General features: G+C 38.1%; 21 protein-coding genes. 6 read left to right on the top strand and 15 right to left on the bottom strand.

What is annotated here, in order from left to right; genetic code table 11:
• Positions 1 to 158 precede the first annotated feature (158 nt).
• From ACRD64_RS01515 to pta, 8 genes are all read right to left on the bottom strand, one after another.
• On the bottom strand, positions 159 to 2,363 hold the full coding sequence (locus ACRD64_RS01515; RefSeq protein ID WP_430931383.1) for a T9SS type A sorting domain-containing protein: 2,205 nt from the start codon (positions 2,361 to 2,363) through the stop codon (positions 159 to 161).
• A gap of 61 nt (positions 2,364 to 2,424) precedes the next feature.
• A complete protein-coding gene (locus ACRD64_RS01510; RefSeq protein ID WP_430931382.1) occupies positions 2,425 to 3,720 on the bottom strand; it encodes a cation:proton antiporter in 1,296 nt (431 codons plus the stop codon).
• 104 nt (positions 3,721 to 3,824) lie between these two features.
• On the bottom strand, positions 3,825 to 4,901 hold the full coding sequence (gene buk / locus ACRD64_RS01505; RefSeq protein ID WP_430931381.1) for a butyrate kinase: 1,077 nt from the start codon (positions 4,899 to 4,901) through the stop codon (positions 3,825 to 3,827).
• A gap of 17 nt (positions 4,902 to 4,918) precedes the next feature.
• Entirely contained in the window at positions 4,919 to 5,845 is a 927-nt protein-coding gene (locus tag ACRD64_RS01500; protein WP_430931380.1) for a phosphate acyltransferase, read from the bottom strand.
• A 6-nt stretch (positions 5,846 to 5,851) separates the two neighbouring features.
• Positions 5,852 to 6,748 carry a bifunctional enoyl-CoA hydratase/phosphate acetyltransferase gene (locus ACRD64_RS01495; protein ID WP_430931379.1) on the bottom strand — a complete coding sequence of 299 codons (897 nt, stop codon included), beginning with the start codon at positions 6,746 to 6,748 and terminating at the stop codon, positions 5,852 to 5,854.
• A gap of 163 nt (positions 6,749 to 6,911) precedes the next feature.
• Positions 6,912 to 8,129, bottom strand: a complete 1,218-nt coding sequence (locus ACRD64_RS01490) for an acetate/propionate family kinase (RefSeq protein WP_430931378.1) — start codon at positions 8,127 to 8,129, stop codon at positions 6,912 to 6,914.
• 36 nt (positions 8,130 to 8,165) lie between these two features.
• Positions 8,166 to 9,128 carry a 3-hydroxyacyl-CoA dehydrogenase family protein gene (locus tag ACRD64_RS01485; RefSeq protein WP_430931377.1) on the bottom strand — a complete coding sequence of 321 codons (963 nt, stop codon included), beginning with the start codon at positions 9,126 to 9,128 and terminating at the stop codon, positions 8,166 to 8,168.
• Positions 9,129 to 9,198: 70 nt separating this feature from the next.
• Complete coding sequence (gene pta / locus ACRD64_RS01480) at positions 9,199 to 10,203, bottom strand: phosphate acetyltransferase (protein WP_430931376.1); 1,005 nt, start codon at positions 10,201 to 10,203, stop codon at positions 9,199 to 9,201.
• A 191-nt stretch (positions 10,204 to 10,394) separates the two neighbouring features.
• Here pta and ACRD64_RS01475 point away from each other — a divergent pair, with 191 nt between their 5' ends.
• Complete coding sequence (locus ACRD64_RS01475; RefSeq protein WP_430931375.1) at positions 10,395 to 11,198, top strand: DUF1338 domain-containing protein; 804 nt, start codon at positions 10,395 to 10,397, stop codon at positions 11,196 to 11,198.
• A gap of 280 nt (positions 11,199 to 11,478) precedes the next feature.
• On the opposite strand, the gene ACRD64_RS01470 is transcribed toward ACRD64_RS01475, so the two are convergent.
• Positions 11,479 to 12,192: an energy transducer TonB gene (locus ACRD64_RS01470; RefSeq protein ID WP_430931374.1), complete on the bottom strand. Its 714-nt coding sequence runs from the start codon at positions 12,190 to 12,192 to the stop codon at positions 11,479 to 11,481.
• Positions 12,193 to 12,506: 314 nt separating this feature from the next.
• Between ACRD64_RS01470 and rplS the strand changes: the two genes are divergently transcribed.
• Positions 12,507 to 12,857 (top strand): 50S ribosomal protein L19, encoded by a 351-nt coding sequence (gene rplS / locus ACRD64_RS01465; protein WP_430931373.1) that lies wholly within the window; start codon positions 12,507 to 12,509, stop codon positions 12,855 to 12,857.
• Positions 12,858 to 12,908: 51 nt separating this feature from the next.
• Here rplS and ACRD64_RS01460 read toward each other — a convergent pair whose 3' ends face one another.
• From ACRD64_RS01460 to ACRD64_RS01435, 6 genes are all read right to left on the bottom strand, one after another.
• On the bottom strand, positions 12,909 to 13,391 hold the full coding sequence (locus ACRD64_RS01460; RefSeq protein ID WP_430931372.1) for a hypothetical protein: 483 nt from the start codon (positions 13,389 to 13,391) through the stop codon (positions 12,909 to 12,911).
• Positions 13,392 to 13,577: 186 nt separating this feature from the next.
• Positions 13,578 to 14,969 carry a S41 family peptidase gene (locus ACRD64_RS01455; RefSeq protein WP_430931371.1) on the bottom strand — a complete coding sequence of 464 codons (1,392 nt, stop codon included), beginning with the start codon at positions 14,967 to 14,969 and terminating at the stop codon, positions 13,578 to 13,580.
• 191 nt (positions 14,970 to 15,160) lie between these two features.
• The gene (locus ACRD64_RS01450) at positions 15,161 to 15,625 is read right to left on the bottom strand and encodes a MaoC family dehydratase (RefSeq protein WP_430931370.1); all 465 of its coding nucleotides are present in this window, start codon (positions 15,623 to 15,625) and stop codon (positions 15,161 to 15,163) included.
• A 127-nt stretch (positions 15,626 to 15,752) separates the two neighbouring features.
• Positions 15,753 to 16,445, bottom strand: coding sequence for an SIMPL domain-containing protein (locus ACRD64_RS01445; protein WP_430931369.1), 693 nt, complete (start codon positions 16,443 to 16,445; stop codon positions 15,753 to 15,755).
• 124 nt (positions 16,446 to 16,569) lie between these two features.
• Positions 16,570 to 17,091, bottom strand: coding sequence for a YfiR family protein (locus ACRD64_RS01440; protein WP_430931368.1), 522 nt, complete (start codon positions 17,089 to 17,091; stop codon positions 16,570 to 16,572).
• A gap of 263 nt (positions 17,092 to 17,354) precedes the next feature.
• Positions 17,355 to 17,711: a response regulator gene (locus ACRD64_RS01435; protein ID WP_430931367.1), complete on the bottom strand. Its 357-nt coding sequence runs from the start codon at positions 17,709 to 17,711 to the stop codon at positions 17,355 to 17,357.
• 395 nt (positions 17,712 to 18,106) lie between these two features.
• On the opposite strand from ACRD64_RS01435, the gene ACRD64_RS01430 reads away from it, so the two are divergent.
• The 4 genes from ACRD64_RS01430 to ACRD64_RS01415 all read left to right on the top strand — a co-directional run bounded on the left by ACRD64_RS01430 (position 18,107) and on the right by ACRD64_RS01415 (position 23,249).
• Positions 18,107 to 19,384 carry a galactokinase gene (locus ACRD64_RS01430; protein ID WP_430931366.1) on the top strand — a complete coding sequence of 426 codons (1,278 nt, stop codon included), beginning with the start codon at positions 18,107 to 18,109 and terminating at the stop codon, positions 19,382 to 19,384.
• A 75-nt stretch (positions 19,385 to 19,459) separates the two neighbouring features.
• The gene (locus ACRD64_RS01425) at positions 19,460 to 20,689 is read left to right on the top strand and encodes an MFS transporter (protein WP_430931365.1); all 1,230 of its coding nucleotides are present in this window, start codon (positions 19,460 to 19,462) and stop codon (positions 20,687 to 20,689) included.
• 54 nt (positions 20,690 to 20,743) lie between these two features.
• Positions 20,744 to 21,766, top strand: a complete 1,023-nt coding sequence (locus ACRD64_RS01420) for an aldose epimerase family protein (protein ID WP_430931364.1) — start codon at positions 20,744 to 20,746, stop codon at positions 21,764 to 21,766.
• A gap of 199 nt (positions 21,767 to 21,965) precedes the next feature.
• The gene (locus ACRD64_RS01415; RefSeq protein WP_430931363.1) at positions 21,966 to 23,249 is read left to right on the top strand and encodes an MFS transporter; all 1,284 of its coding nucleotides are present in this window, start codon (positions 21,966 to 21,968) and stop codon (positions 23,247 to 23,249) included.
• Positions 23,250 to 23,301: the final 52 nt, after the last annotated feature.

Here is a 23,301-nt window from a genome sequence, read left to right as displayed (position 1 = left end):
CATGACGCTTTTCCCCAATCGAATCGAATCCACCAACAAGACAGCTAAATACCGGAAAATCCTTTGCGGATTTTGGATAATTTATGATCGTTTCTATTTAACAATCCGCAGCTTCCTTGGAGAAGAATCGACTAAAAACTTAACTGTCCTGTACGTCCCTACTCCACTATAAATTTCTTATTGATTTGCCTGTTACCAAGATAGAGTTTTAATATATAAACTCCTGTTGGTAGGTTATTTAATGACACGGGAATTTTATCCCCGGTAGTATTTATAAGCTGGGTATTAGCAATACGGCCACTCATATCTATTATCTCCACGTAATCAACAAATTGTTGGTTACTATTTACATAAACATAATCACCAATACTTGGTATCGGAAATAAAACCACATCCGAATTATCAACCGGAACTACCTGTGTATCTCCATAAACAACCGATTCGGCCAATACATCCAACCAAAGCGAATAGTTAATACCATAATCGTATACATCGGAAGCTTTTTCCCATCCTGTGGAACTATGGTATACCCACATTGTGTTATTTACTTTTGTGCTGTTTGCAGAGTGATAAACGGCCATGGTGTCCACCGGCGAACCGTTATAATTAATTTCGTACCCAACAAAAAAACTACCATTCACCTCCAGCGGACTATCAAATTCCAAAAATATTTCTCTTTTTTCCCTTAAAGTATCAATGCCAACACCTTCTTTTTTAAGAATAATTGATTGAGGCATCTGACTCCCTTCCCAAACCATTATATCAACGGTTTGATCGGAACCATATTTGTATTCACAAGGCATAATGTATACTCCTTTTATGGAGGCTGACTTAATGCCTGCAAATTCTTCAGCAAATACCGTGGTTTGTTTGGCATTGTGCCCGCCCAAATAACCACCTTCGGAAATCCTTGTCGCCAAAGGATCATCGCCCGTTTCAACATTGCTTAGCCTTATAAAAGGATTTTCCGCATAAGGGTCCAATCCCTCCAAACTTTGAACGCCGATATTCTCAGGGTCGAGCCAGGGCTTAAAATGCTCGTCTAATTCAGTATTTCTGTCCCAGGCTTTATAAAACTGCGTAAAATAATCGTTTACCGGATTACCGCAATAAGCTTCTCCACCCGAAAGTGTTCCTACCAGCAAATTGCTACCATCAAATATAGGACAGCCCGAGGAACCAACTTCTGTTGTGCCTGTAGTCCATTCCGTAACCCTCCAGTGAAAGTTATCGACCTGGGCATAGGGATCATTTCCGGATTCGTTAAATGTCCACGGTTGAAGATTTCCATCATAAGTCGCAATTTTCTTTACATCACCTTGGGGGTGGTGAATGGATTTAAATGGTGAAGCCGGGTCCGAACTCAGGCTCCAGCCTGAATAATAAGGCCTATAATATGCAGGTGGGTTTTCCACCATTTCCAATAAGGCTATATCAAGGCTATTCACAAGTACTTTTGTTTCTCCTCCGGTAATACTCCAGGAATCCGTACCCAAGGTTTGCGACTTTGAGCCTTCAATCGTTGCGCAATGAGGCGATTCGTAGTTAAAAAACAATAGAGTAGTGCTTCCCTCGTTATCCAAGCGCATGCAGTGTGCAGCGGTTATCATATATGGTGTTCCATCATTACTGGTATTGTTAATCATGGTTCCCGTGCACAGTTCGCTTCCCCCAACAATCATTTTCACAACAGAACGACGTATATCCAATTGATTATCGGTATCGTAACAGGCAATATCTTCATTACAATAACCCGCATCACCGAAATACCCGGTTTTCAATGTAATAAGGTCATAAAATCCTAAAAAATCATGATTTACCGCACCAATCAATAAATCCGCGTTAAATTCAGCATTTTTAGGTTCCTGGTATTCAACAATTACCTGGTCACCTCTAACGGGAGCAGTTGCCAATATACCGGTGGGTTTATTATTTTTATGGGTGAATGATCCGATAATATGCGAAAAATCGGTATTATAAATAAACAGCTTTCCTCCTACCGGAAGTTTATACCTGTCGAAGATTAAATTGATTGAAAAAGCACCCGGTGAGCTAACCGATAAACGCCAAACTTTTGTACCATCCTCCAGTATCGACCATATACCTGAATTATCAGGTGTATAATTAACGGTATACTGGTGGGCAAAGGTCAAAGGTTGCCCTTTGCCATAATTGTCAACCGATTTAAGTTGTAATTGACTCGGCACAAAGCGATGCGCTTTTAAATTTTGCTCAACTTCTTCACTGATAGTATACATAAATATTGGACTCCCCCCATAACTAACCTGTGCGTCAACGTTTAGAGCGAAGCTAGCCACCAAGAGCATTAATATCCCCAATATTTCACTTCTTTTCGCATTCATAATAATCATTCTTCAATATGGTCTTCGCCTATATTTCCCGGCTTTGGCTTACATTCTCTTATTAATCAGTATCGATATCATGGCTTTTATCTTTTAGTTTAATTGTAGATTTAACTTTTGCAACGCGTCTTAAACGCCCGGTCTTACCTAACTTATAATGTACCAATGCCCAAGCCATTAATATACTTGTACCCAAAATTATAAATAAAAGTATACCTGTTTCAAAATCGTTTATTAAAAAATCATCGGGTATAGCAAAATACAACAATACCGATATTAATCCGCGCGGCGCAATAAACACTTGCGGTAAAAAGTTTTTCTTAACAATGAGTTTAAAAAGCAACCATCTTACCAAAAACATGATGGCCATAAATATTAAAGAACCCAGAACCACCTTTGTTTTAAATATTCCGGCAATGGTAATGCTCAACCCAAAAACAAAAAAGAAAAATGTACGCACCACAAAGGCACTTTCGGCCGTTAACAACTTAAAATCCAATAATACCTGTTTCACTTCGTTTTCCTTAAGGAATTTTTTCATGATACCCGTAAAAAAGATATGTCTATTTTCGAGAATCAGGCCAAAAACCAAAATAATAAGTAACGACGATAGATGAAACACCTTGCCTACCGCATACAGTAAAAGTAATACGGAGATAAACAGAAATAGTTTTATTTGTGTGTTTATTCTTTGAAAAAAGATAATCATAGCATAAGAAAGTACCACAGATAATACAAGAGTACCTCCAATGTTAGTTATCACATTCAGACCTATACTGGAAAACTCGTTTGTATGTACGTTGTTAATAACCATATAAAACAAAATAAGCCCAAAAATATCGGACAAGGTACTTTCGTAAATCAAAAACTCTTTTTTCTCTTCCTCTAACTGATTTACACTGGGTATAACAATGGCACTGCTAATAATTGACAATGGGATTGCATAAATAAAAGCCGTAAGGAAGTCGAGGTTAGCTATTAAAATCTGAATTCCATAGGCAAAAATAAATACATTAACAAATAGTGAAACCAATGCAATAAGACCCGATTTCCATATCATGGGCCATCGCTCTCTTGATAGTTTTAAATCCAAGGCACCTTCCAGCACGATGAGCATAAGTCCAACTATCCCTAATATTTCAAGGGGGAATATCCAATCCACATCGTCTACCCCTATATTAAAGAAACTCTTACTAAAAAAACCTAACAGAATTAACATTATAACACTGGGAACTGCCGTTTTATCAGATATCAACGAAAATAAATAAGAAAAAACAATTATTAATGTTGCACCAATAATTGACAAATAGGCAACGTTATTTGCGGTAATTAAGTTATGTAATGAGAATATCTCCATTTTTTTTGTTGCGTGTATTAGAAAATTAATTTAAAAAAAAAGTTGCCAATGATAAATACATCGACAACTCTTGTTAAACGTTATTAAGATTATATTGTTCTTGTCTATTCGTATACTTTACACTCCACCTGTTTCCTCAAAGCCATTAAACCGTTCTGCATCAAAGCAGTCATTTCATCTTCGCCCGGATAAACCGCCACGGGGGCAATAAAGTCAACCATATCCCTAATATATTTCACCACAAATTTATCGTGAGCGATACCACCTGTTAAAATAATTCCATTAACCTTACCTTTTAATACAGTAGCACATCCACCTATGGCCTTGGCAATTTGATAGCACATCGCGCTTAATACCAGTTCGGCATGTTTATCACCGGCTTTAACTCTTTTTTCAACCTCAAAGGCTTGATTCGTCCCTAAATGAGCCACTAATCCACCTTTACCATTAACAATCTTTTTCATATCCTCAAAAGTGTACTCCCCACTATAACATGCTTTTATAAGAGCTCCGGTTGGTAACGTCCCTGCTCTTTCCGGAGAAAAAGGGCCATATCCATCAATAGCATTATTAACATCAATAACTTTCCCTTGCTTATGGGCACCGATAGAAATCCCTCCCCCCATATGAGCCACGATTAGGTTAAGCTCTTCGTACACAAATCCACGGGTACGCGCAAACAAGCGCCCAACTGCCTTTTGATTTAACGCATGAAAAATAGAACGGCGAGGCATACTCGGACAACCCGTTATACGCGCTACATCTTCCAGCTCATCAACTACTACAGGGTCGGCAATATACGCTTTTGCATCAGGCAGCGATTTGGCAATATCATCGGCAATCAGACCTCCCAGGTTACTGGCGTGCTCACCTAATACCCCAATTTTCAAATCGCGCTTAAGGGCTTCATTAACTTCATAAACCCCCGATTGAATCGGTTTTACCAACCCTCCACGTCCCACAACACCATCGATACGTTCTATGTCAATATCGGCCTGAATCAGCTCATTCAGAATGACCTCTTTCCTAAACTCATATTGGTCGGCTATTGTTTTAAAAGGCGCCAAATCATCGGTTGAGTGCTTGATGTTTTTTAAGAAAATAGATTTTTCGTTGTCGTAAACCGCAATTTTGGTTGAGGTAGATCCTGGATTGATTACTAAAACTCTAAAGATTTCCATAAAATAATTTTCAATGATTAACAATTATTTTCAGCCATTAAGCAGGCTAAAGCTAAACAATAGTATTTAGATTTAAAACTCTCACTTCGCGACATAACTACGACTGGATGAGTTGTACCCCGTATAAGTCCGGCAAGCTCTCCCCCACCAAACAGCATTAATCCCTTGTAAAAAGGATTGCAAGCCTCAAGTGAAGGGAACAACAGTATATCCGCATTCCCTTCCACCGGTGTATCTATACCTTTAATTTTGACACTTCCCGGATCGCAGGCCAAAAACACATCCAATGGTCCATCCATGATACACCCTTTTATTTGGCCTTTTTCCGCCATCTCGCACATGGTTTGGTATTCTAATGAGTTCGGGAAATGGGGAGAAACTTTTTCAGTTGCCCCTATTAAAGCTACCCTTGGTTTTTTGATACCCATATTGTGGGCCATTTCTATGGCATAATTGGCCATAGTTACTTTCTGTTGAAGATTTGGGAAGGGCAAAACAGCCGGATCTGTTAGAAACAATAACTTATTATAGGCAGGTAACTCAATTGCACAAACATAGCTAAGAACACTTTCCGGCATTAACAATCCATTTTCCTTGTTCAATACGGCCTTTAAAAACAAATCGGTATTGATCAGTCCTTTCATCAAAATATCTGCCTCACCCCTTTTTACCATAGCCACGGCCAGCTCCGAAGTTTTTTCTTCGTTAACGCATTCGATGATATCATATTTTTCTTTCTCCTCCAGAAAATCATAGGGCAAAAGTTGCGATATTTTGCGACTGTTCCCCATTAATATCGGAAATACGAATTTTTCTTCGGCAGCTTTCAGAACCGCATCCAATGTATTGCTGTCTTCAGCAACTACGACCGCCACCCTAAACTTTCGTTTAAGGCCAATCACATATTCGGGAATTTGTTCCAGTTTACTGATATTCTTCTCCATGACGCACTATGCTAATGCAGCTAATAATATGCTGTGATATTTCGATTCTTCGGAGTCGCTTCTGGAGGTTAATACGATAGGCGTTTTTGCCCCTAAAATAACAGAAGCGACCTTGGCTTTGGCGAAAAAAACCAACGTTTTATAGAGCACATTACCCACCTCAATATCGGGCATCAAAAGCAAATCGGTATCTCCGGCCACTGCACTTTTTATATTCTTTTCCTTAGCGCTTTCAAAACTTACCGCGTTGTCAAAGGCCAAAGGACCGTCAATAATACAGTTTTTGATTTGGTCGCGCTGGTTCATCTTCGACAATAGAGCAGCGTCGAGAGTTGCCTGCATGCTTTCGTTAACCATTTCTATGGCGCCAAGCACAGCCACTTTCGGTTTGGCGATACCCATCTTGTTTAAATACCCTACCGAGTTGTTTAAAATAGCTATTTTATCTTTCAGGTTAGGTGCAATATTCATCGCCACATCGGTAATTGCAATTAATTTATGATAGGTATCTACTTCGAACAACGCAAAATGTGATAGTAAGCTGCCTGTTCGCAAACCCCATTCTTTATTCAGTACACCTTTTAAAAGGTAGGGTGTGGCCACTTTTCCTTTCATTAGAATATCAGCCTTGTTGTCGTGAACCATCCTGACCGCTATTTCCACACATTTTTCATGATCCGGTTCATCGATAAATTGTGCACCCTCAAAATCATAGCCTTTTTCTTTTATAATTTCCTTCGTTAAAGCTTTGTCACCAATCAAAACAGGTTTAATTATTCCTGCCTGAAAAGCTTTATGAATTGCGTTTAACGATTGGGCATCTTGCGAAACAGCCAATACCAATGTTTTTATTATATGGTTCTTATTAATAAGACGTTCCAGATCCGACAACTTTTTAAACATATCCTACTTTTTAGTTTTGTTACCTTTTAATTTCTCGTTTTTTCAGATTTAAAAATACGGCTGAAACATCATTATAAATATGACTTTTATAAGCAAAAAAGGTGCAACTACAATTTCATACGGAAACCATAACGCACCTTTTTACCATCTTAAAAACAAAGCATTATCTGTTAGCCAAGTCCTCTACGATCTGTTTTGTGTCCTTTGCTATAACCAACTCTTCATCTGTTGGCACAACCATTACCTTAACTTTACCGTTTTCTTTGCTTAAAACCGCCTCTTCTCCGAAAATTGCCTCGTTTTTCTTATTGTCCATTTCAATACCCATATACTCAAGTTCTGAACATATTTCTTGACGGATATAAGTTGCGTTTTCTCCAATACCGCCAGTAAACAATATAACATCAACGCCACCCATCGCCGCTGCGTATGAGCCAATGTATTTTTTAATCCTATATGCGTACATTTCCAGTCCTAACTGAGCCATTTTGTTTCCTTCCATAGCTGCCGATCTAATCTCGCGCATATCAGATGAAACGCCAGTAACTCCCAACATACCGCTTTGCTTGTTGAAAAGTACGCTGGCCGACTTGGTTCCAATCATTTCCTTGTCCATGATATAGGTAGCTGCTCCTATATCCAGATCACCTGCACGTGTTCCCATGATAAGCCCTTCGATAGGTGTAAATCCCATTGAAGTATCTACCGACTGCCCGTTTTTTACAGCCGCGACAGAAGCCCCATTACCAAGGTGGCAGGAAATTACTTTGGTTTTAGAATAGTCTACACCAAGGATTTCACAAGCCCTTGCCGCCACATATTTATGGCTGGTACCATGAAATCCATAACGACGAATCCCATATTTTTGATATAAAGAATACGGGATAGCGTACATGTATGCATGCTTTGGCATAGTTTGATGGAATGCAGTATCAAATACCCCAACCTGAGGAACACTTGGCAATAATTGCTCAATGGCCGATATACCGCTTAAGTTGGGCGGATTATGCAGTGGTGCCAAATCGATGCACTCTTTCATTTTATCAATTACCTCATTGGTGATAAACACACTGGAGTTAAATGTTTCACCGCCATGAACCACACGATGACCAACTGCATCAATCTCTTCGAGGTTTTTGATACAGCCATGTTTTTTGCTGGATAATACACCTAAAATATAATCGATTCCTGTTTGGTGATCTAAAATTTCACCTTCCAACAGAACTTTTTCTCCATTTTCTTTTTCGTGCTTTAAAAAAGAACCTTTAAGTCCAATTTTTTCAACAACACCTTTGGCCAGCACATTATGACCTTCATCATCCATGTTGAATAACTGGTATTTAATGGAGGAACTTCCACAATTTAAAACTAATATCTTCATTGGTTATTTTCTTACTGATTTGATAAACTGGCTTACTTATTCCAAAATAATATCACCATTTTCATTGTACTTATAAAAACCTTCTCCGGTTTGTTTTCCCAAGTGTTTGGCTCGCACCAACCTTTTAATCAACGGGCTAGGCTTATACTTTGAGTTTCCAAACTCTTCATATAAGTTATCCATCCACTTTGAAATTTTATTTAAACCAATGATATCAGCTGTTCTAAAAGGTCCGAATCTCATGCCCAGGCCTACATTCATGGTTTTGTCGATATCAGACTTGGTTGCAATCCCTTCCATCAACACCTGACAGGCTTCGTTTAATAAGGTAATGTACAAACGAACACTTACTAAACCAGCCGACTCTTCTACCGGTATAACGTCGCGATTAATTAACTTTACAAAAGTATATACCCTATTGTACACCTCTTCGGAGGTATATAAACCTTTCACTACCTCAATAATTTTAGCCTCTGGCGATGCTACAAAAAAATGAAGACTGATACATCTATCCGGCTTTTTCATTTCCGAAGCCAGTTCGGTAATAATAATCGTGGTCGAATTTGTTGCGATGATGGTGTCTTCCCGAACAATTTCTTCTACCTTTCGGAACACCTCTTTGCGTTCGTCTATGCTTCTAAAACCGGTATTTGAATCGGAACGTATTGCTTCAATCACGAAATCGCAGTCCGCCAGATCTTTATAATCCATCGTTCCCTTAATGCGACTCATAATAGCTTTCTTTTCGCTGGAGGTCAGTCCCCAGTTTTCTATTCTGTTGTCCAGTTCTTTACCAATATTGTAGATTGCTTGGTCAATTTTGTCTTCGGTTAGCTCCAAAAAGACCACTTCCATACCGTGCCAGCTTGCAATACGGGCAATACTCTGCCCTTCCTTACCACAACCAATAACACCAATTTTAGAGAAAAGGGTAGTGCCTTTTTTCTTGTCTTTGCTTAATGCATAACCTTCAATAGGTTCTACTAAAATTTCAGCCATTTATATTGTTTTAGTTTTTACAGTTAAAATACTGTCGGATATTAATTCCGATAACATATCACTCCCTATATTAAACTTTTCCTGCAGCTTGATTTGCGGTTATTGCCACCAGGTTTACGATGTCGCTAACTGAACAGCCTCTGGACAAATCGTTAATAGGGGCAGCCATACCTTGCAATACCGGACCAATAGCCTCGGCATGTGCCATTCTTTGCACCAGTTTATAACAAATATTACCGGTTTCCAAATTAGGAAATACCAATACGTTCGCTTTACCTGCAATTTCGCTGCCCGGGGCTTTCTTAGCGCCAATAGCTTCAACAATAGCTGCATCCGCCTGTAATTCGCCATCAATCTTTAAATCAGGATCCATCTCTTTGGCCAAACGAGTAGCCTCAACAACTTTATCAACCATCTCGTGTTTAGCACTGCCTTTTGTAGAGAAACTTAACATGGCCACGCGAGGCTCAATACCAACGATGGACTTGGTAGTTTTTCCGGTTACTACTGCAATCTCTGCCAATTCGCTGGCTGTCGGATTCGGATGCACAGCCCCATCAGCAAACACTAACATGCCTTTTTCACCGAATTCATCATCAGGTAAAATCATAATAAAAGCACCTGAAACGACTTTAATGCCCGGTAAAGTTTTTACAATTTGAAATGCAGGGCGAAGTACATCTCCTGTTGAGTTTTCGGCTCCGGCAACCTCACCGTCCGCATCACCGCTTTTGATCATTAGCGTTGAAAGATAAAGTGGGTTTAACACCAATTCCTCTGCTTGCTCGCGCGTAAGCCCCTTGCTCTTGCGTAACTCTATCAACAAATTGGTGTACTCCTCCTTTTTTTCATGATTTTGAGGATCAACTATTTTAGCCTTTTCAATATTACTTAAATTAAATTTGGCAGCTTCCTTCGCAATAGCGTCGGGATTACCAATTAAAATAATATCCGCAAATCCTTCACTAATAATAGTGTCGGCTGCTTTTAGGGTTCTTTCTTCCAGCCCTTCAGGAAGCACAATTCGCTTTTTGTCTTCTTTGGCCTTAGCCTTAAGTTTGTTAATGAATTCCATTTCAGGTAAGTTATAATATATAAATTATTAATACAAAACTATCTATTAATCATCTGAATCACTATGCTTTTTATCACACAACGCAAGATAAATATTTAATCGTTGTTTACCTAGGTGATCACACAAGTGTTCGTTATGTTTGCTTGAAATCCAAAAAGAAATTCCGTAACTTATGATAAAAATTTAAAAAAATGGATCTGCAAGCCGTATTTTCAAAGTTGTTTACCGACTATTCGTCATTAAACCCTTCTGTTGGTAAAATTCATTCGCTGTTAAAAAATGAAGATGAAGAAATTCTAAACGATCATATTGCATTTAGAACATACAATTTACCACAAATCAATATTGATGTGCTTGCCAAAGCTTTTGAAGTTAGAGGATACAAAGAAAAGGGAAATTATCGATTTAAAGAAAAAAAACTGACAGCAAAACACTATGAAAATGATAAAATTCCAAATGCTCCTAAAATTTTTATCAGTCAACTGGAAGTAGAGAAGCTTAGTTTTTCAAGTCAAAAAATAATTAACGAACACTATCAGTGCATATTACAAAACCTACCCGGTGAAGAGGATATAATATTTGCCAAAAACCCAATGTTAAAATTAAGTTACGGAAATTTTCAAAAACTAAGGGAAGAATCGGAATATGCTGCCTGGATGTATGTATTCGGTTTTAGGGCCAATCACTTTACTGTATTTGTGAACTTACTTAAGAACTTTGCTACATTAGAGAAACTGAACGAATTTCTGATATCCCACGGCTTTGAGCTAAACAGAGCGGGAGGGATAATTAAGGGTAGTAAAGAGCAATACCTAAAACAATCGAGTACTTTGGCTGATAAAGTTCAGGTTAACTTTGTTGAAGGTAGCTTTGAAATACCTGCTTGCTATTACGAATTTGCCGAACGATTCCCTCTGCCAGACGGAAAACTATTTCAAGGTTTTATTACAGGATCGGCCGACAAAATTTTCGAAAGCACAGACTTTCGCAAATAAACAGTCACAAAAAGACCTGTTATTGATCAGTGGTAGCATAGATATTAGATATAAAGATAAGAGACTGCATAATAGCAATGAAATATTCAACTTACTGAAGGTTCTAATTATAATATCACAATCACACCAAATACAATAGGTTAGATAAAAAGGTATTACTACAGTAGTCATTGGTCAATAGTTTAGCGGACATTGGTTTATTATTTTTTGATATCAGAATTATTTAACAACCGCAAACAGCTAATAACCAACAACTACATAGCATTAATTGCTGACCGTTTTACTGTAGAACAAAGTTTATAGGCACCGAATACTGAACCCGCACCGGCTTTCCTCTTTGTTTACCTGGTGAAAAGGCTGGCATATCCTGAACAACCCTTATGGCTTCTTTATCCAATTCGGGATGAACTCCCCTACTCACTTGAACATTGGTAACTTCACCTGCTGGCGAAACCACAAAAGTCACATATACCCTGCCCATAATTCCGTTTTCGGCAGCGATTACGGGGTATCGAATTGCTTTTGAGATGTATCGCATTAATTCCGCATTACCTTCCTTAGTGGTTTTGCAAATATCAGGACGAAATATAGGCATCTCTTCAACAACCATAAATATGGGCGCATCCCCCTCCTCTTCTTCTTGCTCCAACACAGGCATCTGCATTAGCTCTACCACTTGATCTTCATTTGTTTCACTATCAAAGAATTCCAATTCCTCTTCAATAATTACATCATTGTCAACAATATTAATAATGTCTGTTGCTTTTATAATCTTTGGTGGTGGCGGCGGCAATTTCTGTTCCTGCCGCGTGATGGGCACCATTTCTTGTTCCTGGTCCAAAACTGAACCTTCTTGAAATTCCTTTGTATTGTTCGACGTAAAGTTTAACTCCATCATCAGTAACACGATGGCCAGGCTAATCACAAAACCAATTTCAAAAAAGATGGATCGTTTATGCTCTAAATCAGCATGTGTTGTTTTTCGAGGTAACATAACTCCAAATTTTAAAACGGTTAAAAAATATTTTTTTTAAACCTGCGGTCTCGGAGTTATTTCATCGCAACAACGATGGAGAAGCTTCGATGCCGACAGGTGTTTCAGCACTTTGCTCCATAGCAGTAACGTTTTAGTATTTATACGTCAAAAATCGATTTGAGGTTACAAAAAAGAAGGGTAAATTTGTTTTATAAGTAAAATAAAAACTCTATATTTGCGCCCGATTATAATAATCTGCATGTAATCTCTTATTGAACAGGTGGTTCACGTAATATTGCATGTATTTGTTAAATGCAATCATATCTTAAAAAATGGATTTAATTAAAATTGCCGAAGACGCATTTAAAACTGATTCAAAAGAAATGCCTTCTTTTGGAGCAGGTGACACCATCTCTGTATCTTATAAGATTAAAGAGGGAAACAAGGAACGTATCCAGATTTTCAAAGGTGTAGTAATTCAGATCAAAGGTGCAGGTTCTGCCAAAATGGTAACCATTAGAAAAATTTCAGGAAACCAGGGGGTTGAAAGAATTTTTCCGCTAAATTCACCTTTCATCGAATCGATTGCGGTTAACCGTTACGGTAAAGTTCGCAGAAAGCGTATTTACTACTTGCGCGGTCTTACTGGTAAGAAAGCCAGAATCAAAGAAAGAAGAATGTAAGAAACTCTTCATAAAAAAATCCCCGTTCAAACTATTGTACGGGGATTTTTTTTATTCTCTAGGTGGAGGAGTTACTTTCTTGACCTTCAAATAAGGATCAACGATTACTTCTGTGCCATCAGCACAAACATATCTGATATCATACTTAACTTCACCGTTTGCTTCTTGGGCTAACACAGCAAAACATTCTGTTTTATCTGGATTGAACACTACTCCATTTTCAAAGAGCTCATCGCACTCTTTATCAACGATAATAATTTCCTCGATTGTATTAATGTTACTTTCTTCATCCACATACCACTTTACGGTATCTCCGGAATTAACAGAAGAAATAAAAGAAATAGCTGCAGATTTCAAACCATTGTTATCACTAAGCACTAAATTTTCCTTCTCTGTTAAGTCAATTGCTAGTTTAATTTCAGTGGTGCCGGGAGCAATCAACTCCTCTTCTACATAATCATCGACCTCGTTCTCTGCCGTACAACAATTCACGAATAGTATCACAATCAAAAATAAATACCCATAATTTTTCATTCTCTTTTTTTTTTAAGTTAAACAATAAAAAGTAAGGTTACCAAGCTTAAAAATTTAATATCCAGGATGTCTACAATTAATATACGACACTACATAATAAAGGTTACTATAATTTTAACGTAAAAAAAAATCCTATTACCATAAAAAGCACGATAATAGGATTAATTAATTATATTATTGTTTTTTTTATTTATCAATATACATTTCGTATCGAAGTGGATTTTCCTTCATTAAAAATTCCTTAGAAGGTATAAAGTCAATGGTTTTCGCAGATTTCAATAATTCTTGAGCTTTCGTGCTTGATCCTGTAATTTTACTAATCGCAAAAGCCGTGAGTACTTCATCAGGATCTCCCAATTCATATCTAAAATCATCGTACATTTCATAATCGGGAATCAGCCCAATACTATAATCTATAGAATTATCTACATTTTCGGCCCTCATGATAATAGGTTGTATGGCCCAATTATGCGTTCCATCTTCATCTTCAATTGTTATAGAGCCATAATATTTACCGTGCGTTTGTTCACCTATTTGAAAAACATTCATATACGGAGAGAGGCTATAAATAACCATCTCACTGGCAGAAGCTGTGCCACCGGTAGTTAATACATAGAGATTACTTAAATCGAGGTTATTCGAATTTGTTTCAAAATAATCTTCAAACCATTCCGTGTATGTACCTGGGTTTTCATTTCTGATTGCTTCTTCCAAACCGTCATTATAGGCACTTCTTAAAAAAAGCTCACCCGCACTTGAGGCAGGACAAATCATACTTGCCATCAACCTGGCTGTAGATACGGCACCGCCTCCATTATATCTTAAGTCTAATATTAACTCCGAAACACCCTCAGCCTTAAAGTTGCTAAATACGGCCTCAAGATCATCATTATATTCATCAATAAAACTGGTATAAGCCAAATACCCTATTTTTATACCACTTATTGTAAAAACCTCATTTCGTAAAATCGGATCTATCTGTATTTCTTCGGCGGTAACGTCAACAGACGGTGTTAAATCATAAATTTCCCCATCCGAAACCGTTCCCAACCCGACATTCAACTGGTCAGAATAAAATAAATCTGAATAATTGTCCGGTGTAATCCAGGCTCCATTCATTTCTACAATTAAGTCTCCGCGTTTTAATCCGGCTTTGTCTGCGGGGCCACCGGGCTCTACATATTCGATAAAGGCTACTACCCTATCACTTCCCTCTTCAAAATAATATCCTCGCAATGAATATCCAACTTCTTTACGTACTCCTGCAAAATAATTGTTCAATTCATCCACATCGTCGGTAATAAACGACCATCTGTCAATTTCATCGTACAATAGCTTGTCAAAATACTCCCAGGTATCAGGTTCCTCGCTAATGTTTAAAGTAGGCATTTTATCCTCCCAAAGATAATACAATGACATGTTTTCATATACAAAGCTGTTTATCTTCAAAACTCCAGGATCTATAGTTTCCTCCTCTTCTATTTCTATTTCATTTTCATCATCCTCACAAGCTACAATCACGAATAAAAAAGCCAATAATAGGAGAATATTTTTTACTGAATATCCAGAAATTCGCATAGGGTTATTTTTAATGATTAATAATTATGTTGCAATTTAAAAAATAAACGGAAAAATCTCTATTACAATAATCATATTTAATATAAGGCCCGAGTACTTATAAAGTCTATTCAGCAATTATCGTGCAAAACATCATAAAAAAGGCCGTCCGTTATAAAAGGACAGCCTCGAATTGCTTTATTTTTTATTATTTAATTAAAGTGGTACAAGAAAACAATCTCCCCTTCGAAGGCAGGCTTTCTGCTTCCTTCAATTTCCATTACAACTCCAATATTGGCTTTTGTAGTTCCTCTCAGATTTTTAACATCCACCACTTTGGCCACCAACCTTACTTTTGAATTAACCAGTACGGCCTGATTAAACTTAAGACTCTCTATACCATAGTTCACCTGCATTTTAATATTTTGCACTTCTACAATTTGCTCCCATAAATATGCCAATAACGAAACCGTTAAATATCCATGCGCAATTGTATTTCCGAAAGGAGACTCCGCTTTTGCCTTTTCCGGATCGGTATGTATCCATTGATGATCAATAGTCGCCTCAGCAAACAGGTTTATCTGCTCCTGTGTAATAGTGTGATACTCCGACTTTCCTATTTCCTGTCCTTTTAACGCTTCTAATTCTTCAAAGCTTTTAATAATCTTTTGAGCCATATACGCTTTTTAGTTTATTCTACAATTTTGTGCCAAAGATAATCTTTTTAAGATAATACAATCTCCACCAAATAACCACGCGGCCGCTATTTCATTTTAAGAACCCGTTTTTCATCCTTAAATTGAGTCATTCTAATATAAACCTGACAAATATCTCATACTCAAGCATTATCTTCCCGAAATCTAAATTAGGAGTTTCCATCTGTGCAGCGCCCGTCTCGGCTCTAAAGGCATAATTAACAACCTGGTTACCGTAAGGCCTAACATTACGTTCTTGAATATAAATGGCTTTACCAACCTTTTGATGGATTGCCTCCACCAATTTTGTTGCCTTGTCTTTTGCCGCTTTAATAGCATCCACCTTTACTTCTTGTTTCAACTCCTCTATTTTAGAATGATCTGTTTTAATGATGGACAAATTAGAAATACCAATTTCTTCCATTTCCAAAAACACTTTACCCAGGGTGGCCCCACTGTTAACAATAAGCTGGTATTTTTTCGCGGTTCGTATGCCCGACTTTTTATACCAATATTCCTTAAAATCAGAGGAAAAATCCAGAATACTCAAATCCTTATTAACATCAATTCCAATGTCGGTAAGCGTTTTTAACATTTTCTTTTCCTGTTCCTCCACCTGTTGTTTTCCTTTACTATCATCTTCCTTAATAACAATTGAAATATAAATTTCATCCGGCACAACCTCTATTTCCGCGGTTCCGGTAACTTCAACAAAAGGTTGATCGATAAAGTTTTTGGTTCCCTGAGCGCCTATCATCACAAAGTGAAACCCAACGATTAATATCATTATTGCTTTTCTCATAACGCTGTATTTTATTTTACATATGGGATGTTGAAGTTATCGTTTTTCCACAAAAAAAGCGATACATTTAATTGTACCGCTAATTACATAACACTTATCACTTAAATTTCGCAAACCATATCCTTTAATTGGAAGCCATCTGAGCCAGTTTAGAGCTAACTTGTATTTGCTTTTGGCTAGCTATTTCCTGGTTTAGCTGAAACGTTAACTTGTTATTTCTAACTTTAAAATTAACCATGGCATACTTTGGCATATAATCCTGTTCTTCTGTTATTGTCATAACCGAATGAGTATCCAATGCTCCAACCAGCTTTTTAGCCCTTAACGATCTTCCGCTTGGAATAAATACTATTTGGCACCCTTTCATATCATCTGCTGTTTCAACTTCCACAACCGATATTCTTGCCAATCCAACGTTTTTGCCATTAACGGTGTTATTTAACGCACTAAAAATCGCATGATTTTTACCGTACACCCCAATTGTAAAACTTTTTAACGATTCTTGTTCGGGCCATTGAATATACCTCATAAAATTGGCTATAAAAGAAGCCTCGATTTTTTGCAATTGTACCTGAGCACTCATAGAGTTGGCTACAAACACTAAAACAAGTACTACTAGCGTTTTTATCACCTTCGTTCTTCCCATTGACTTATAATTTCAAACATTTTATAGGCCTTTTAACGCCATTGGTCAAAAATAGTTACTGAATGACCATGAATATTTGAAATTCATTCACTTTTTTTTCTGCCTATCACAACAAACCAGCCCGCCGGTGCCTTGAAAGTTGAACTGTACTATCTATAAAGTCAACTAACACATATGTAAATCACAATTAAATTCAAGTGAGCTATTGACACATGGTTGAATTATGAAAAATATTTTTTATTTTATCTATGCATATGGAAGAGTTATGCACAAATAACCCGAATAGCATCTTTAAATTCATTAAGTTCTACAGGTTTCTTTAAAAAAGCACTAGCCCCATTAGTTAAACATGAATCAATGGTACTTTGCCCGGTATCACCAGACACCACAACAACAGGTATACCCATCCACTCCTCTTCCAGATCTCTAAGTATTTCGAAACCATCCTTTAGCGGCATATGTATATCAAGCAATACCAAATCGGGTCTTTCCTTTATGATTTTCTTCCATCCTTCCAAACCATCGTTGGCTTCTAGAATATGTATATTATAATTCTTCAGCATTCCTTTTAGCACTGCTCTGCTATCCTGTGCATCATCAACAATTAAAACTTTCTTCATTTCTAATAATTATTTTAATTTGATATATGGGAAGTTAACGATTTATTTATAGAAAGGATTTCAGATGTTGATTAAATCAGTGCTTACTTATGCCAATATGAGTTTTCTTTAGACCAAATTTATTGACCTTGAAACATTTTTCCCTTAACCTATCTACATTCTTTGTGAATTAATTCTAAATCGCTATTAGCCATTTTCCCCGCACCTTAATACAGACATATGGCAGGCAGGAAATGTTAAAAAACTAAACTAGTAGGGACTGGTAGGTATTTTATTGGTTTTTTTTATTATAATTGCAACGAAACAAATAAAAATTAACAATTTCTTTACCCTTTAATAAGGTTAGAGATGGACACGAATAAACTATTAATTTTTTCTAATATAACATTATAGCTATGGCACAAATAAGTTCGTTAATCGAGAAAATGAACGGGGGAGACAATCCTTTTTTTAAAGAATTATATGGAACAGATTCAGTTGTACTTAAAGAACAAGTAGATCGCTACATCAAATACATGAATGAGTTTAAAAACATTTATGGAACGGATGATGTAACTTTATTAAGTTCTCCTGGACGTACTGAGGTTGGCGGTAACCACACCGATCACCAGTTAGGCCGTGTGTTAGCCGGTGCAGTAAACTTGGACAACATTGCCATTGTTGCACCTAACGGAACGAACAAGGTGCGTATAACTTCTGTTGGTTTTGATCCTTTCGAAGTTGATTTAGATAATCTGGAAATAACTGAATTTCAAATTACTCCGGGAAACTTGGTAAAGGCTATTGCGGCCGGAATAAAAGAGTTAGGTTTAAAAATCGGAGGTTTTGATGCGGTTATTCATGGTTGCGTGCCAGAGGGTTCCGGCTTAAGCTCATCCGCTTCTATCGAGGTATTAATAGGTGCTATTTTCAGTAACTTATTTAACGACGGAAAACTTGATCCGGTTGACAACGCCAAAATTGGACAAAAGGCAGAACACGCTTGCAAGAAGTTCTGTGGTTTGATGGATCAAACAGCTTGTGCAGTGGGTGGTTTCATCACTATTGACTTTGAGGACAAAGCAAACCCTATTGTAAAAGCTATAGATTTCGATTTCGCCAAAACAGGATATTCTTTGGTGATTACGAACACAGGTGGCAGTCACGGCGGGCTTGACGAAGAGTACAATGCACTTCCGGGTGAAATGAAATCTGTGGCTAAAGAGCTTGGGCAAGAAGTACTGCGCCCACTTTCGATGGAAGATGTGGTGAAGGGAATTCCTACCATTCGTGAAAAAGTGGGTGACCGTGCATTATTACGTTCAATCCACTTCCAGGCAGATAATGCCCGCGTAGTAGATCAGGTTGAAGCACTTGAAGGCAATCATTTTGACAAATTCCTTGAACTGGTCATTGAGTCAGGACTTAGCTCATACACCTACAACCAAAATATTTTTGTAGGTGGAGAAACTAAATATCAAAATGTCGCACTTGCCTTAGCATTGAGTGATCTTGTTCTTAAAGGAAAAGGTGCATGGCGTGTCCACGGGGGCGGTTTTGCCGGCACTATCCAGGCATTTGTTCCTAACGATTTATTAGATTCGTACATATCTACGCTGGAGTCAGTATTTGGAGAAGGTAACTGTCACAAGTTGTTTATTCGCTCCAAGGGTGCTGTTGCAGTAGAACTTTAAACATAAAATCATCGGAATGGGTATCAATTTCATACCCATTTTTTATTAACTAATTATTTAAATTATTTGAAACTTATGGGGAGTTCAAAACAAAACTACACGGTACCTTTTGCGATAATGTCCTTTTTACTTTTCCTATTAGGATTTGTGACATGGATCAATAACATCCTGGTTCCGTTTATGGAAACCAAGTTCAGTATCACGCCAAGTCAGTCTCAACTGGTCAGTGCTGCATTTTTCAGTGCGTATATCATCTCTATTCCTGTGGGCGGGGTAGTTAAAAAAATCGGTTACAAAATGAGTGTAATCATCGGGTCTATCATCACCGGTATTGGGTGCGCCATTTTTATTCCAGCCTTGAGTGTCGGTTATAACATGGTGTTAGCGGGTTTATTTGTTACTGCCATTGGCGTTGTTGTTCTTCAGGTAGCAGCCAATCCGTACGTAATTGCTTTAGGTACGCCGGAAACTTCTGCGTCACGTTTAACTTTAGCCATGGCAATTAATTCATGTGCAGCCGTGCTGGCACCAATTGTAGGTCAATTCATTATCGAATCAAATGATGGCACCATGATCGTTCATGAAAACATGGCAAAAACAATGTTTATTGCCTTAGCCGTTATTTCTATTGCGACTGCGGTGATACTGGTATTTATGCACCTACCAACTATCGAAGACGAAGCAGAAGAAGGCACAGAAGGAGCAGGCAGAAGTGCCTGGAGTTTCCCCCATCTGATTTTAGGCTTTGTTGCCATAGGTATGTATATGGGGCTCGAAGTAGGTGTCGGCAATTATTTTCTAAAATATGTAGAGTTTAACGTTGCTGGTAAAGATGTAGCTTATGCTTCAATGATTCTTGGTTTTTACCCGGCAGGTTTCTTTATTGGAAGATTGTTGGGAGCCGGGATCCTAAAGAAATATGAGGCATCAAAAGTATTGTTGGTTAACTCGTTAATCTGTGTTACACTTTTGGCAGCCTTCTTTTTAACTAAAGGTTCGGCATTCTCCATTTGGCCGCTTATCGCACAGGGTTTATTCCTTTCAATCATGTGGTCGGTATTATTTGACCTTTCCATGAAAGACATCCCTGCCAGCGCTGCAAAATTAGGATCTGGCATTATTTGTACAGGTGTAGTATTTGTTGGTTTCTGGATGTGGATTATGGGTAAATTTGTTGAATCATCAGTAACTGCAGAGTATCCTAAAGGAGACAATGGTTCTGCTTATTTGTTTTTCTTCTTCTTTTACGCATACATTATCTTTTTTGCTTTAAGGGGAGCGAAAATCAGAAAAAAATTAGCTTAATTTTTTTTAGAGGGCCTATCTTTGATTAGGTTTTCAAATTAATAATATAAAGATATGACAAAAGCTTCAGATGTTTTTACGCTAAAAAACGGAAATAATATTGAGGTTACCTTTATTGGTAGAGGCGGACAATTAATCGGAATTAAAGTACCGGATGCTAAGGGCGAAATAGCTGATGTGGTTATCGGTTACGAAAACGTGGATGCCGCTTTGGCCGGAGACGGATATTTCGGTGCGTTATGCGGACGTTATGCAAACCGTATTGTGGGTGGCAAGTTCGAACTAGACGGAACACAATATCAATTAGACGTTAACAACGGACCTAACCATTTGCATGGTGGTAATGATGGTTTTAATAGTCGTGTTTGGGATGTTGAACCATATGCCGACAGCAAATATGCCCAGGCCTATAAATTATCATTGGTAAGCCCCGACGGCGACCAGAAATACCCCGGAGAGCTTACCGTAAGTGTTATTTACGGGTTAACCGACGATAATGAGCTTGTAATTGATTACACAGCCGATACGACAAAACCTACTATTATCAACCTTACAAGCCATGCTTATTTTAATTTAAAGGGAGCTGGAACAGGAACGGTTGAAAATCACATACTGGAGCTAAATGCGGACAAATACACTCCTATTTCGGCGGAAATCGGTACCGTTACCGGAGAAATCGCTGAAGTTAAAGGTACGGCTATGGATTTTGTGGATGCCAAAAAAATTGGCGATGCCTGCCATAGCGATTGTCCTCAGGTTAAGTTAGTGGATGGTATCGATCATAATTTCGTGATCAACGGTTACGACGGCAATTTAAAATTGGCAGCCAGACTATCCGACCCGGAAAGCGGACGTGAAATGCAAGTATTTACGGACCAGCCGGGCGTTCAAATTTATACCGGTAGCCACTTCGACGGGTCTGAAACGGGAAAATCAGGGGCCCCTATCGAAAAATGGGCTGGTGTAGCATTAGAAACGCAAATTTTCCCCGATTCTCCCAATAAGGAAAATTTCCCTAATGCAGTGCTTCGGCCGGGTGAAGTTTACAAACATACTTGTGTTTACAAGTTCTCATAGTATATTCGAATCATTTTAATTAAAAGGCCATCCTGAGACTCAGGATGGCCTTTTTTATTTAGAATTAAAATGAAAACCTTGCTATTACTTGTATATCTTAATATTTTTCTACTTTTTTGCTTGCCTTAAAAGGTACCATTATTCTAAGAATAGACTTTTATACTCAAAAAACTATTAAAAACTACTTTAAAATTAAAAAATGAACACTACTAAAACGAGCAATTTTCTGCCAATAGTAATGATGATATTACTGTTTGGCATGATCTCCTTTGTTACAAACCTGGCAGCACCTATGGGAGTTGTTGTAAAATCTCAATTCGGCGCTTCAAACTTTCTGGGGATGCTGGGGAACTTCGCTAATTTCCTGGCCTATGCCTTTATGGGTATACCCGGGGGGAAATTACTGGAAAAAGCGGGCTACAAAAAAACAGCCTTGTTAGCCATTGCCATCGGTTTTGTTGGTGTTGGTATTCAATTCCTATCGGGTGTTGCCGAAAGCTTCTTTGTATACCTTTTGGGTGCTTTTGTTGCCGGTTTTTCTATGTGCTTACTAAATATTGTAGTAAACCCAATGTTGAACACTTTGGGTGGAGCCGGAAAAAAAGGAAATCAACTTATCCAAATTGGTGCCACTTTTAATTCACTGAGTGGAATGACAGTGCCTATCCTTGTCGGTGCGTTAATTGGTGTTGTTAGTAAAGATACAGCTATTAAAGATGTAAACCCGGTATTGTTTATAGCTATGGGCGTATTCGCACTAATTGGCCTGGTACTTTATTTTGTGAATATTCCTGAACCTCACATCGTTAAGGGCGAAGTCGTTAAGGATTCAACATACAGCCCATGGTCTTTCCGTCACTTTGTATTAGGCGCTATTGCTATTGGTGTGTATGTAGGCGTTGAAGTGGGTGTTCCGGGAACATTGTTCTTCTTTCTTTCTGATTCAAATGCAGGAGGTGTGAGTGCTGCTACTGCAGGTTCTGTGGCTGCCACCTACTGGGCACTTATGCTGGTTGGTCGTTTTGTGGGAGCATCTATCGGGGCTAAGGTATCCAGTAAAACCATGTTAATTGTCGCTGCTGCAGTTGGAATGGTATTGACATTTATGGCCATTATACTTCCGACATCTACTGCAGTGTCAATTCCTGTATTTGAAAGTACTTCAACCGGTATTGTCTTTGGAAATGCTAATGTGCCCATCAATGCCATGTTCCTTGTTTTAATTGGACTGTGCACATCTGTTATGTGGGGAGGAATTTTCAACCTGGCCGTTGAAGGGTTGGGTAGATTTACCGCAGCCGCGTCAGGAATTTTTATGACCATGGTAGTTGGTGGAGGAATCTTACCATTAATTCAGAATGCTGTAGCTGATGGAATGGGTTATATGATGTCGTATTGGGTGCCATTTATTGGTTTAGGATATATGCTTTTTTACGCATTAGTTGGCAGTAAAAATGTGAATAAGGATATCCCTGTGGAATAAGTACATAATATAAAAAAATTAACAGGCCATCCCATATCATTGGTGATGGCCT

Source organism: Saccharicrinis sp. 156 (assembly GCF_050589685.1).
Taxonomy (GTDB): Bacteria; Bacteroidota; Bacteroidia; order Bacteroidales; family Marinilabiliaceae; genus Saccharicrinis.
This window is presented reverse-complemented; position numbering and strand designations above follow the sequence as displayed.